Raw genomic sequence first — 12,567 nt, 5'->3', positions numbered from 1 at the left:
ATTTACAGCATGTTGAAGAAAGTGAACACGGCCCTGCTGGGCCTGGCCATGTCGATGGGCATCATGCCCACTCATGCAGCCGAGACCAAAAAAGTCGATGTGGTACTGATCGGCGGCGGCATCATGAGTTCTACCCTCGCGGTCTGGCTCAACGAGCTGGAGCCAGGCTGGTCGATGGAAATGGTCGAGCGCCTTGACGGCGTCGCCGAGGAAAGCTCCAACGGCTGGAACAACGCCGGTACCGGTCACTCTGCCCTGGCTGAGCTGAACTACACGCCAGAAGACAAGAACGGCAAGGTCGACATCTCCAAGGCCATCGAAATCAACGAAGCTTTCCAGATCTCGCGTCAGTTCTGGTCCTGGCAGGTCAAGAACGATGTTCTGAAGAACCCTCGTTCGTTCATCAACTCCACACCGCACATGAGCTTCGTGTGGGGTGACAACAACATCAAGTTCCTGAAGAAGCGCTACGACGCTCTGCAGGCGAGCCCGCTGTTCAGCGGCATGCAGTTCTCCGAGGACCCAGAGCAGATCAAGAAGTGGGTTCCGCTGATGATGGAAGGTCGTGATCCGGCGCAAAAACTCGCGGTCACCTGGAGCCCGATCGGTACGGACGTCAACTTCGGCGAGATCACTCGCCAGTTCGTCGGCCACCTGAAAGCCCAACCAAACTTCGCCCTCAAGCTGTCGAGCGAAGTGCAGGACATCACCCGCAACAAAGATGGTTCGTGGCGCGTCGAGTACAAGAACCTGAAAGACGGTACCGAAACCACGACTGATGCCAAGTTCGTGTTCATCGGCGCTGGCGGCGGTGCCCTGCATCTGCTGCAGAAGTCCGGTATCCCGGAAGCCAAGGATTACGCCGCCTTCCCGGTTGGCGGTTCGTTCCTGGTCACCGAGAACCAGGACATCGCCATGCAGCACATGGCCAAGGCCTACGGCATCGCATCGACCGGCGCACCACCCATGTCGGTTCCGCACCTGGACACTCGCGTGCTGGATGGCAAGCGCGTCGTCCTGTTTGGCCCATTCGCGACCTTCTCCACCAAGTTCCTCAAAGAAGGCTCGTACCTGGACCTGCTGACCAGCACCACGCTGCATAACGTGTGGCCGATGGCTCGCGTTGGTGTCGAGCAGTACCCGCTGGTTGAATACCTGGCGGGTCAACTGATGCTGTCGGATGACGACCGTTACAACGCCCTGAAAGAATACTTCCCGCACGCCAAGAAAGAAGACTGGCGTCTGTGGCAAGCCGGTCAGCGCGTGCAAATCATCAAGCGTGATGAAGAGAAAGGCGGCGTACTGAAGCTCGGCACCGAGATCGTTGCGTCCCAGGACGGCAGCATTGCCGGCCTGCTCGGCGCCTCCCCTGGCGCGTCGACTGCTGCGCCGATCATGCTGAGCGTGCTTGAGAAGGTCTTCAAGGACAAGGTAGCAACACCGGCCTGGCAGGAAAAACTGCACCAGATCGTTCCGAGCTACGGCACCAAGCTGAACGCCAGCCCGGAAGCCGTTGCCAAGGAATGGGCCTACACCGCCGAAGTCCTGCAACTGACGCCGCCGCCACCTGTGAACAATCAGGTTGTGGCGCCAGCGCCAGCCTCTGACAAGCCCGCAGCACCGAAGAAAAGCAATCCAGCGGCCGACATGGCGCTGTAAGACAAAAGCCCCGCCAGACAGCATCTGACGGGGCTTTTTGCTGCCTGCTTGTTGAGCGACACCTACCCTGCGGGAGCGAGCTTGCTCGCGAAGAACGATGACGCGGCGTGCCTGGCCCACCAAGGCGCCTGATTCGCGGGCAAGCCTCGCTCCAACGGGAATAACAAAAGCCCCGCCAGACAGCATCTGACGGGGCTTTTTGCTGCCTGCTTGTTGGAGCGATACCTACCCGTGGGAGCGAGCTTGCTCGCGAAGAACGATGACGCGGCGTGCCTGGCCCACCGAGGCGTCTGATTCGCAGGCAAGCCTCGCTCCAACGGGATGGCTTCGACTCGAAATAGCGCGGTAAAAACCGGACGCAAAAAAAAAGCTGTAAGGCCACATTTTCACGGGCCTTACAGCTTTACAACTACTACATCTAAAAATGGTGGGTCGTGTGGGATTCGAACCTACGACCAATTGGTTAAAAGCCAACTGCTCTACCAACTGAGCTAACGACCCTCTGTTGCGTGGCGCGTATATTACTGATTTCTATGAGTAATTCAACACCTAACTGTAATTAATTTAAAAATAACGGGTTGGGTCCGTAATTCCGGCGTTTGCGAAGCCCTCTGCGCGCAGGCGGCAGCTGTCGCATTTGCCGCAGGCGCGGCCTTGATCGTCCGCCTGATAGCAGGAAACCGTAAGGCCGTAATCGACGCCCAGACGCACTCCAGCCTGGACGATTTCGGCTTTGCTCAGATTCTGCAGCGGCGCCTGAATCGTGAAGCCGTTACCTTCAACGCCTGCCTTGGTGGCCAGATTGGCCATGCGCTGGAACGACTCGATGAATTCCGGCCGGCAGTCCGGGTAACCCGAATAATCCACCGCATTGACGCCGATGAAGATATCCCGGGCGCCAAGGACTTCTGCCCAACCCAACGCCAACGACAGGAAGACCGTGTTGCGTGCCGGGACGTAGGTCACCGGAATGCCTTCGCCAGGGGTTTCCGGGACAGCGATGGAGCTGTCGGTCAGCGCCGAGCCACCCATGCCATTCAGATTCAGGCCGATCACCTTGTGCTCGACAGCGCCAAGGTCGCGCGCGATGCGTGCAGCCGCATCGAGCTCCGAGCGATGGCGCTGGCCGTAGTCAAAGCTCATGGTGTAACAGGCATAACCTTCGGCACGGGCCATGGCCACGACGGTTGCCGAATCCAGGCCGCCAGACAACAGGATTACCGCACGTTTTTCAGTCATGGTTGATTCACTCATCTCAGCGCCCCGGCTCATCGTTCCAGAGAAATTTATGCAGCTGCATTTGCAGGCGTACAGGCAGGTTGTCCGCAACGATCCAGTCAGCCAGATCCCGTGCACTCAGTTGATGGTGGCTCGGCGAAAACAGCACCTCGCCCGCGCGACGCTCCAGACCATACTGAATCAGCTTGGAAACCGCCCAGTCGTAGTCTTCGCGGGAACACAGCACGAACTTGACCTGATCGTTCGGGGTCAGCAGGTCGATATTTTCATAGCGATTGCGTGCGACTTCCAGCGAACCTGGCGTCTTGAGATCGAGGATGCGGCTGACACGCGTGTCTACAGCGGAGATATCAAGGGCACCGCTGGTTTCCAGCGACACCTCGTAGCCGGCGTCACAGAGGCGTTTGAGCAGGGCAATGACGTTAGGCTGGGCCAATGGCTCACCGCCAGTCACACAGACATAACGAGGGCGATAGCTCGCCACTTGTTCGACGATGGCGTCCAACGCCTGAATCGTGCCGCCGCTGAACGCGTAGGCGCTGTCGCAATACTGGCAGCGCAACGGGCAGCCGGTGAGGCGCACAAATACAGTGGGCAGGCCGGCTGTACGTGTTTCACCCTGCAACGAGTAAAAGATTTCGGTGATACGTAATGTGTCTTGCATAGGGGCCACGGGCGTAACAGCTAAACAGGCCGTCCGCCTCCGTCAGGCACTTCAAGGCACCCTGCACACGCAGAATCCAGAGAAGCGTATTAAATACCGGAATTTCGGGTGCCGAATTCTAACGAAAAAAGCCGCGACAAGCGCGGCTTTCTTGAGTTTCGGGTCAGAACGTCAGAGACGTTGCAGATCTCGTTGCGCCAGCTGCGCAGCCGACGTGCCCGGATACTGGGCGACAACCTGCTGCAAAATGCCTTTCACCTTGTCGGTATGACCGAGACGGCGCTCGACATCAGCGAGCTTGTACAACGAGTCTGGCACCTTGGCGTGCTTGGGATAAAGCTGGCTGACCTTGGCAAATGCCTGACCGGCGCCTTGCAGGTCGCCTTTGGCCAGATTCACTTCACCCAGCCAATACTGGGCATTGCCCGCGTATGAACTGTTTGGATACTTGCGAAGGAAAGCGGTGAAAGCCTGGCTGGCCTTGTCGAAATCCTTGGCCTTGATCAGGTCAAAGGCGGCTTCGTAATAAAGCTTTTCCTTGGCCGGATCGGGCGTTTCGGTACCTGCGGCCGGTGCTTGAGCCGCCGGTGCGACAGGTGCTCCGCTGGCGTTGATTTCACCGCCACCGGGTTGAGAATTATTGGTAGCCGCTGCGGCTGCGCCGCCTGCTCCTATGCGTGAATCAAGATCCTGATACCGTTCAAGCGCTTCTTGTTTCATGCGCTGGATATCGTTTTGCTGGACCTCGACCATACCGCGCAAACGCGCGATTTCGTCCTGCATTTGTTGCAACTGCATGAACAGCTGACCTTGTGCCGAGGGAGGAGCCGTAACCCCTCCCCCAGCATAGGCGCCGGACGTGCCATAACCCGCTGGCGGATAACTGTTGCTGCTGCCAGAGCCAGAATTGTTATCGACCACAGGAGCCGCACCCCACGCAACAAGTGGAAGGGTGAGGGCCAAAACGGTTAGAGCACGTCGGCACGTTCGCATGTCAAATTACTTACGCAGTTCGACGCGACGGTTTTGAGCCCAGGACTGCTCGTCGTTGCCGGTAGCAACTGGACGCTCTTCGCCGTAGGAAACCAGTTCCAGCTGAGCTGGGGAAACACCTTGCAGTACCAGGTAGCGTTGAACGGCTTTCGCACGACGCTCGCCCAGTGCCATGTTGTACTCACGAGTACCACGTTCGTCGGTGTTGCCTTCCAGAACGACGCGAGCGCCATTGCCTTTCAGGTCTTTGGCGTGAACGTCCAGAGCGCGCATGGCTTCTGGCTTCAGGTCCGAGCTGTCGTATTCGAAGTAGAAGGTGGTGATGGCGCGCAGAGCAGCTTCTTCGCTCAGGGAACCGTCAACAGCACCAGTGTTTGCGCCGTAACCAGCGTTTGGATCAACAGCAGCGCCTGCACCGGCATTGTCGCCGCCTTTGGACGAGCAACCTACAGCTACAGCCATGGCCAGAGCCAGCGCAGCAAACTTACCAAACTTCAGCATTTCCATCTTGAAACTCCTAATGAACCCCAGTGTGTTAAGCAAAACGTGTAGCGCCGCGTCAGTTCAGGTAAGGGGACCAGGAAGGTTCTCTGACTTCGCCTTGAGCGGTAGGAAGCGGGAGCCTTACGCGTCCATTAATGGACACGAGCATCAAGACTCCCCGGCCCTGCTGGCGGGTGGCGTAGATTACCATGGTGCCGTTGGGTGCGACAGTAGGCGACTCATCTAGGTTGCTATCTGTGAGGATTTTTACACTTCCCCGTGCCAGATCTTGCACTGCAACCTTGAAATTCGTGAAGCCGTCCTGCCTGTGAATCATTACCAGCGTCTTTTCATCGGCCGATAATTTCGGGTTAGCGTTGTAGTTACCAATAAAGGTAACTCGCTCGGCACCGCCACCACTGATGTTGGTTTTATAGATCTGTGGCTTGCCGCCACGATCCGATGTGAAGTAAATCGTCGAGCCATCCTTGCCGAAGAACGGTTCGGTATCGATCGAAGAATCATTGGTCACGCGATTCAAGGCGCGGGAAGCCAGGTTCATCACGTAGATTTCCGGGTTGCCGTCCTTGGACAGCACGAACGCCAGCTTGCTGCCATCCGGCGACCATGCAGGCGCGCCATTGAGGCCTTCGAAGTTGGTGATCTGCTCGCGGCGACCGGTATCGATGTGTTGAACGAAGATACGTGGACGCTTCTGTTCGAACGACACATAAGCGATGCGCTTGCCATCCGGTGCGAAACGCGGCGACAGGATCGGTTCACGGGACTGCAACAGCGTCACTGCACGGGCACCGTCGTAATCCGAACGTTGCAGGGTGAAGCGGGTGTTGTTTTCCGAGAAGCGCTCAGCCGTCACGTACAACATACGGGTAGAGAACGCGCCCTTGATACCAGTCAGCTTTTCGAAAGACTGGTCAGCGATGTAATGCGCCATGTCACGCAGTTGATCGTTGGTCCCCGAAACATTACCGGTCAACACTTGCTGTTCGGTCGCGACGTTGAACAAGGCGTATTGAATCTGCAGACGACCGCCAGCAGGAACAATATTGCCTACCATCACGTATTGCGCATTCAGCGCTTTCCAGTCACGGAAAATGACTTCGCTGGCCTGGGTCGGCAAGCTGATCATGTTCTGCTTTGGAATAGGCGAGTAATAACCCGAATTACGCAGGTCGTTGCTGACGATTTCCGCCATGTCTTCAGGCAACACCGCCCCGCCCTGCCAGCCAAACGGCACGACAGCAATCGGGGTGGCACGGTCACTGCCGCTCGTGACCAGAATGTTCTTTTCATCTGCGGCGACCAATGTGGCTGCACAACAGAGAACGACTACTAGCAATCCTCGAAAAAGCTTGATCACAAGGCTAGATCTCCAGGTGTGAATGTCATCTTGAATGAACGATAGGGAGCGAAGTCAGCCGGCTTCAGGCCCTGCATTTCTGTTAAACGCCCAATATTCTTGACCGCTGCTACCGCGGAACTGTCAAACGGACCGTCGCCGCTGGATTTGGCCACCGACACAGACGATATCGTACCGTCCGGCAGCATCCCGATCTGCAGTATTACCGACATATTGTTGCGTGCTGATGGTGGTCGGCTCCAACCTTCGGAAGCCCGAACACGAATCAGATCATCGAAACTACCTGCCGTTTCATCGCCCTGCTCGTCCGCCAGCGCCTGTTGCCGCTCCGGTTTATCAGAGAGCAAGTCAGCCAAGGCCTGAGCCTTTTTCTCTTCGGCCGATTTACGCGCAGCTTCCTGCGACTTCTTGGCCGCATCGGCTGTGGATTTCTTCTTGGCGTCTTCGGTCGCTTTTTTCTTGGCGTCTTCCGCGGATTTCTTCTTCGCGTCTTCTGCCGCTTTTTTCTTCGCGTCATCGGCAGCCTGTTTCTTGGCTTCCTCTGCGGCGGCTTTCTTGGCGTCTTCTTCAGCCTTTTTCTTGGCGTCTTCTTCGGCTTTTTTCTTGGCTATATCCGCCAGTTGTTTCTCTTCAGCCTTTTTAGCGTCATTCACTTTCTTGGCTTCGTCGGCTTTCTTGACGTCGTCGGCCTTTTTGGCTTCCTCTGCTTTCTGCTCAGCCTTCTGTGCAGCGTCTTCAGCCTTTTGTTCCTCGGCTTTTTGAGCGGCCTCTTCTTTCTTTTGTTCCGCAGCTTTTACAGCTTCCTGCTTTTTCTGCTCGACTAATTTCTGTTCCAGCTGCTCGGCTTCAGTCTGGCGCGCAGCGGACTTCTTCGCCTCGCCGGCAATCTTCTGATTGGTCTGGGTCGTCGCCTGGCTCTTGGATTTGAGCTGGTAAAGCGTTGCCTGAACGATAGGCTTGGATTCCGGCAGATCCGGAGTCATGGCGAAGCTGACGAAGAGCAGGCCAAAAATCAGGATGTGCAGGGCCACGGCCCAGATACCAGGCCAGAAGTAGCTTTCCGAGGCGGAAGGCTCTCGAATTGGCTGCATCAGGGTGCCTCAGTAATCAAACCAACATTGCCGACCCCAGCTTTCTGCAACCCGCCCATCGTGCCCATCACCGAGCCGTAATCAACGGTTTTGTCACCACGAATGAAGACCTGCGTCTGCTTGCCCGCTTCACGACCGGAGGCGACGATCTTGGTCACCGCCGCGGTCAACTGCGGCAGGGTCATTGCCTTGTCCATCTGCTTGTCGGTATCGACTTCGCTGCCAAGGTTCCAGTAGTAGGTCTTGTCAGCCTTGATCGAAATGGTCAGGACCTGGTTGTTGTTGTCTTGCGGCAAGGCCTCACTGGAGACCTTGGGCAAATCGACTTTCACGCCCTGGTTGATCATGGGTGCAGTGACCATGAAGATGACCAGCAGCACCAACATCACGTCGATGTACGGCACCACGTTCATTTCAGCGGTCGGCTTGCGTTTTTTGCGTCGATCTCGAGCGATTAAAGCCATTGGGAATTACCTGCTCACTCTTCGCTGGTGTGCACTTTACGGTGCAGGATGGCCTGGAATTCGTCGGCGAAGGTGTAATAACGGCTGATCAAGGTCTCGCTGCGAGCGGCGAAACGGTTGTAAGCGATTACTGCAGGAATCGCCGCGAACAGGCCAATGGCTGTTGCGATCAAGGCTTCGGCAATACCCGGTGCAACAGTGGCGAGTGTCGCCTGTTGCGCGGTAGCCAGGCCACGGAAGGAGTTCATGATGCCCCAGACGGTACCGAACAGGCCGATGTAGGGGCTGGTGGAACCGACAGTGGCAAGAAACGACAGGCCGGCTTCAAGTTTTTCTTCTTCACGGGAAATAGCCACGCGCATGGCACGCGCCACACCTTCCATGACTGCATCAGGATCGACGCCGGCCTGCTGACGCAGACGGGAGAATTCCTTGAAGCCAGCGCGGAAGATCTGCTCCACACCGGAATCAGGGTCCGGGTTGCTGCCAGCCTGACGATACAGTTTGGACAAATCGATACCGGACCAGAAACGCTCCTCGAAGCTTTCCAGCGCACGCCGCCCAGCGCGCAGCATATTGCTGCGCTGAAAAATCATGACCCACGAAGTGACTGAAGCAGCCACCAGGATCAGCATCACCAACTGAACCACGACGCTGGCATTACTGACCAAACTCCACATGGAGGAATGGTCGACGACGTTAGCTTCCACGCTTTATCTCCTGCTCTGAATGTGTACCCGCGCCGCTCTGGTCGGCAAAGGCCGCACGCAAAGCTTCGGGAATGGCCCGGGGTTTCAAACTATCGGCGCGTACGCACGCCACCAAAAACTGCCCTTCACAGAGCAGCGTTGCATCCGCGGCCCGCCTGACCTGTTGCTTGAAGCGCAGGCTGGCACGGTTCAATTCGATTACTTCGGCGCTGACCAGCAGTTCGTCATCCAATCGCGCCGGCTTGTGATAACGCGCCTCGCTGGAATGCACGACGAACAACAGGTTCTCCCCTGCCAGCGCGGATTGGGCGAACCCCAATTCCCGCAGCCGCTCGGTACGAGCCCGCTCCATGAATTTCAGATAATTGACGTAATAGACGATGCCGCCAGCATCGGTGTCTTCGTAATAAACCCGACAACGATGTGCGAACGACTGAACCCCGTTTTGCGCGCGCATACTCTAGTGCTTACTCCTCAGATTGCCAATCCGCCAGGCAACTGTTTTTCAAGGTTTTGCAGGATATTCCCTGTCAGATTGGCGCAACTGCCAGTCTGACCACGCAAACCCCGAATAAATCGGTGGTCGGCAGCTTTTTAATTGTCATTGTTCTCGACAAAATCTTCCGCGACCGGCATTTCCCCCATCCGCGAAGGCAGATTCAAACCAAAGTGCAGGTAAGCATGCCGCGTCACCACACGGCCACGAGGTGTGCGCATGATATAGCCTTGCTGGATCAAATAGGGTTCGAGTACATCTTCAATGGTGTGACGTTCTTCACTGATTGCCGCCGCCAGGCTGTCGACACCCACCGGACCACCGTCGAACTTCTCGATCATGGTCAACAGCAGGCGCCGGTCCTGGTGATCGAAACCGTGCTCATCGACATTCAGCAGGTTCAACGCCAGATCGGCGATGGATTTGGTGATCTGCCCGTTGCCGCGCACTTCAGCGAAATCCCGGACGCGACGCAGCAGCCGGTTGGCGATACGTGGCGTGCCCCGCGCGCGACGGGCGATTTCGAAAGCGCCCTCCGGCTCGATGGGCAGGCCGAGAATCCCTGCCGAGCGGGTCACGATCGTCGTCAGGTCGGGGATGCTGTAGAACTCCAGGCGCTGGACAATACCGAAACGGTCGCGCAACGGATTGGTCAGCATGCCGGCCCGAGTCGTCGCGCCGACCAGGGTAAACGGCGGCAGGTCGAGCTTGATCGAGCGTGCGGCCGGACCTTCGCCGATCATGATGTCCAGCTGGAAATCTTCCATTGCCGGGTACAGAACTTCCTCGACAATCGGCGACAACCGGTGGATTTCATCAATGAACAACACGTCATTGGGTTCCAGATTGGTCAAGATCGCCGCCAGGTCACCTGGCCGCTCCAGCACCGGACCGGAGGTGCTTTTGATCGATACCGACATTTCCTGGGCAATGATATTGGCCAGCGTCGTCTTGCCCAGGCCGGGCGGGCCGAAGATCAGCGTGTGATCAAGGGCTTCGTTGCGACCGCGAGCGGCCTGGATGAACAACTCCATTTGCTCGCGCACGGTCGGCTGGCCAATGTAGTCGGCAAGGCTGAGTGGGCGAATCGCGCGATCCAGTTGTTCGTCACGGTCACGGCCGCCAGTGGCGGTTATCAGGCGGTCAGCATCAATCACTTAAGCCATTCCCTTCAGGGCACGTCGAATCAAATCAGCACTGCTCAAGTCTTTTTCCTTGATCGCGGAGACGGCTTTACTCGCCTCCTGAGGTTTGTAGCCCAGGGAAATCAGTGCGCTGACCGCGTCGGACTCTGCTGACGCTACCGGTTCCAGCGCGTTCGGGCCATTGGAAACCAGGGTAAAAGTGCCAGGCAATGTTTCCCAGGCCTTGAACCGGTCCTTGAGCTCGACCAGCAGGCGCTCGGCGGTTTTCTTGCCCACGCCCGGAATCCGGGTCAAGGCGGAAGTGTCCTGAGCCTGGACGCAACGCACCAGCTCGTCGACTTCCAGACCCGACATCAAGGCCAGCGCCAGTTTCGGGCCAACGCCATTAAGCCTGATCAGCTCGCGAAACAGCTCGCGCTCACGCTTTTCGTAAAAACCGTAGAGCAGGTGGGCATCTTCACGCACCACCAGATGAGTGTGCAGCGTCACTGGCTCGCCAACATGCGGCAGTCGATAGAGTGTAGTCATGGGGACTTCCAGCTCATAACCGACGCCGTTGACATCCAGCACCAGATGCGGCGGCTGTTTCTCGGCCAAAAAGCCGCGTAAGCGTCCAATCACGTATCGGATCCTTTCGTATCGCTGGCCCGATAAGAAGCCAACGGCAAATCAATAGTCGCAATCATTGCAGGAGTGACACGCCCTGCAAGCAAAAAATAATTCATAGCCAGCCCCTTCCGCTATAACCGCAACCGGCCACCGCGACTTCGCGCGGTGCCCAGGCCATGGGGAATCAGACTGGAACGGGTATGCGCATGGCACAAGGCGATCGCCAAGGCATCCGACGCATCGATCTGCGGTTTCTGGGTCAGCTTGAGCAAATGCATGACCATCATCATGACCTGCTCTTTATTCGCGCCGCCGGTCCCCGCTACCGCCTGCTTGACCTGGGTCGCGGTGTACTCGGCGATTTCCAGGCTTTCCTCGGCGCCGGCAACGATGGCTGCACCCCGCGCCTGCCCCAGCTTGAGGGCCGAGTCGGCGTTGCGCGCCATGAAGACCTTTTCTATCCCCATGGTTACCGGGCCGTAGGTTTGAATGACCTCGCGCACGCCGCGATAGACAATCTGCAAGCGCTCGTGCAGCTCGCCGCTTCCGGTTCTGATGCAGCCCGACGCCACGTAGACACAACCACGCCCGGTGTCACGCACCACGCCATAGCCGGTAATTCGCGAACCGGGGTCGATACCAAGAATAAGAGTCATAACGCCTGCAGCTTGAGAAGTAACGCATAGCAAAGAGCGCAGCATAAAGGCAGAAGCCGGAGGCCGATAGCGATGTGATCAACACCGCGTCGGATCTCCGGCTTCTGTGTAGCGCTGACAGCACGCTGTCAGCCAAGCTGTTCCATGACTTCGTCCGGAATTTCCGCATTGGAATAGACGTTCTGCACGTCATCCAGGTCTTCAAGCATGTCGATCAGCTTGAGGACTTTTTCAGCGGTTTCCAGATCAAGCACGGCACTGGTGGTCGGCAGCATGACGATTTCGGCGTCCGCAGCCTTGAAACCGGCGGCCTCAAGGGCGTTGCGAACGGCATAAAAACCGGCGAAGGACGTGAACACGTCGATGGAGCCATCTTCGTTGGTCACCACGTCGTCGGCATCGGCTTCCATTGCTGCTTCGATCAGCGCGTCTTCATCAACGCCTGCGGCAAAGGAAATCTGCCCCTTGCGATCGAACAGATAGGCCACCGAACCGTCGGTCCCCAGGTTGCCACCGCATTTGACGAATGCATGGCGAACCGCTGCCGCCGTGCGATTGCGATTGTCCGTCATGGTTTCGACCATGACCGCCACACCACCCGGCCCGTAACCTTCGTAACCCAGCTCTTCTACATCGTCACCTTCCGCAGCACCGGCGCCACGCGCAACCGCGCGGTCGATGGTGTCGCGAGTCATGTTCGCACCCAGAGCCTTGTCCAGCGCCAGACGCAAGCGCGGGTTGGTGCCCGGATCACTACCGCCCTGACGGGCAGCGACGGTCAGTTCACGAATCCACTTGGTGAAAATCTTGCCTTTCTTGGCATCCTGACGCTCTTTGCGGTGCTTGATGTTCGCCCACTTAGAATGACCTGCCATATCTCGCTCCAGATTCTTTTCAACACGTTCATGTGTGTCGCAGACAACCGCCACAAGCTTGCCCGGCCAAAACGCAAACGGGGCGCATCGACGTCAATAGTG

At 57.4% G+C, this 12,567-nt stretch carries 14 protein-coding genes and 1 tRNA gene; 1 reads left to right on the top strand and 14 read right to left on the bottom strand.

Annotated features, from left to right (window positions below):
• Positions 1–9: 9 nt before the first annotated feature.
• On the top strand, positions 10–1,659 hold the full coding sequence (gene mqo, locus AFK24_RS19975) for a malate dehydrogenase (quinone) (RefSeq protein WP_065834863.1): 1,650 nt from the start codon (positions 10–12) through the stop codon (positions 1,657–1,659).
• 425 nt (positions 1,660–2,084) lie between these two features.
• Here the strand turns inward: mqo and AFK24_RS19970 are convergent.
• The 14 genes from AFK24_RS19970 to AFK24_RS19905 all read right to left on the bottom strand — a co-directional run bounded on the left by AFK24_RS19970 (position 2,085) and on the right by AFK24_RS19905 (position 12,465).
• Positions 2,085–2,160, bottom strand: a tRNA-Lys gene (locus AFK24_RS19970).
• Between the two features lie 63 nt (positions 2,161–2,223).
• The gene (gene queC, locus AFK24_RS19965; protein WP_065834922.1) at positions 2,224–2,898 is read right to left on the bottom strand and encodes a 7-cyano-7-deazaguanine synthase QueC; all 675 of its coding nucleotides are present in this window, start codon (positions 2,896–2,898) and stop codon (positions 2,224–2,226) included.
• Positions 2,899–2,914: 16 nt separating this feature from the next.
• The gene (gene queE, locus AFK24_RS19960; RefSeq protein WP_065834862.1) at positions 2,915–3,562 is read right to left on the bottom strand and encodes a 7-carboxy-7-deazaguanine synthase QueE; all 648 of its coding nucleotides are present in this window, start codon (positions 3,560–3,562) and stop codon (positions 2,915–2,917) included.
• A gap of 171 nt (positions 3,563–3,733) precedes the next feature.
• On the bottom strand, positions 3,734–4,555 hold the full coding sequence (gene ybgF / locus AFK24_RS19955) for a tol-pal system protein YbgF (RefSeq protein WP_080482218.1): 822 nt from the start codon (positions 4,553–4,555) through the stop codon (positions 3,734–3,736).
• 6 nt (positions 4,556–4,561) lie between these two features.
• Positions 4,562–5,062 carry a peptidoglycan-associated lipoprotein Pal gene (pal, locus tag AFK24_RS19950; protein ID WP_020289412.1) on the bottom strand — a complete coding sequence of 167 codons (501 nt, stop codon included), beginning with the start codon at positions 5,060–5,062 and terminating at the stop codon, positions 4,562–4,564.
• A gap of 52 nt (positions 5,063–5,114) precedes the next feature.
• On the bottom strand, positions 5,115–6,365 hold the full coding sequence (gene tolB, locus AFK24_RS19945; protein WP_020289413.1) for a Tol-Pal system beta propeller repeat protein TolB: 1,251 nt from the start codon (positions 6,363–6,365) through the stop codon (positions 5,115–5,117).
• 50 nt (positions 6,366–6,415) lie between these two features.
• Positions 6,416–7,510 (bottom strand): cell envelope integrity protein TolA, encoded by a 1,095-nt coding sequence (gene tolA / locus AFK24_RS19940; protein ID WP_065834860.1) that lies wholly within the window; start codon positions 7,508–7,510, stop codon positions 6,416–6,418.
• The gene (gene tolR, locus AFK24_RS19935) at positions 7,510–7,974 is read right to left on the bottom strand and encodes a protein TolR (protein WP_065834859.1); all 465 of its coding nucleotides are present in this window, start codon (positions 7,972–7,974) and stop codon (positions 7,510–7,512) included. Before tolR ends, tolA begins: the two co-directional genes overlap by 1 nt.
• A gap of 14 nt (positions 7,975–7,988) precedes the next feature.
• Positions 7,989–8,684 (bottom strand): protein TolQ, encoded by a 696-nt coding sequence (gene tolQ, locus AFK24_RS19930; protein ID WP_020289416.1) that lies wholly within the window; start codon positions 8,682–8,684, stop codon positions 7,989–7,991.
• Complete coding sequence (ybgC, locus tag AFK24_RS19925; protein WP_020289417.1) at positions 8,674–9,141, bottom strand: tol-pal system-associated acyl-CoA thioesterase; 468 nt, start codon at positions 9,139–9,141, stop codon at positions 8,674–8,676. Before ybgC ends, tolQ begins: the two co-directional genes overlap by 11 nt.
• A gap of 137 nt (positions 9,142–9,278) precedes the next feature.
• The gene (gene ruvB / locus AFK24_RS19920) at positions 9,279–10,337 is read right to left on the bottom strand and encodes a Holliday junction branch migration DNA helicase RuvB (RefSeq protein WP_065834858.1); all 1,059 of its coding nucleotides are present in this window, start codon (positions 10,335–10,337) and stop codon (positions 9,279–9,281) included.
• Positions 10,338–10,946: a Holliday junction branch migration protein RuvA gene (ruvA, locus tag AFK24_RS19915; RefSeq protein WP_065834857.1), complete on the bottom strand. Its 609-nt coding sequence runs from the start codon at positions 10,944–10,946 to the stop codon at positions 10,338–10,340.
• A 119-nt stretch (positions 10,947–11,065) separates the two neighbouring features.
• Positions 11,066–11,590 carry a crossover junction endodeoxyribonuclease RuvC gene (gene ruvC, locus AFK24_RS19910; RefSeq protein WP_020289420.1) on the bottom strand — a complete coding sequence of 175 codons (525 nt, stop codon included), beginning with the start codon at positions 11,588–11,590 and terminating at the stop codon, positions 11,066–11,068.
• Positions 11,591–11,718: 128 nt separating this feature from the next.
• Positions 11,719–12,465, bottom strand: a complete 747-nt coding sequence (locus tag AFK24_RS19905) for a YebC/PmpR family DNA-binding transcriptional regulator (protein ID WP_065834856.1) — start codon at positions 12,463–12,465, stop codon at positions 11,719–11,721.
• Positions 12,466–12,567 lie beyond the last annotated feature (102 nt).

This window comes from Pseudomonas syringae (genome assembly GCF_001698815.1).
Taxonomy (GTDB): Bacteria; Pseudomonadota; Gammaproteobacteria; order Pseudomonadales; family Pseudomonadaceae; genus Aquipseudomonas; species Aquipseudomonas syringae_A.
This window is presented reverse-complemented; position numbering and strand designations above follow the sequence as displayed.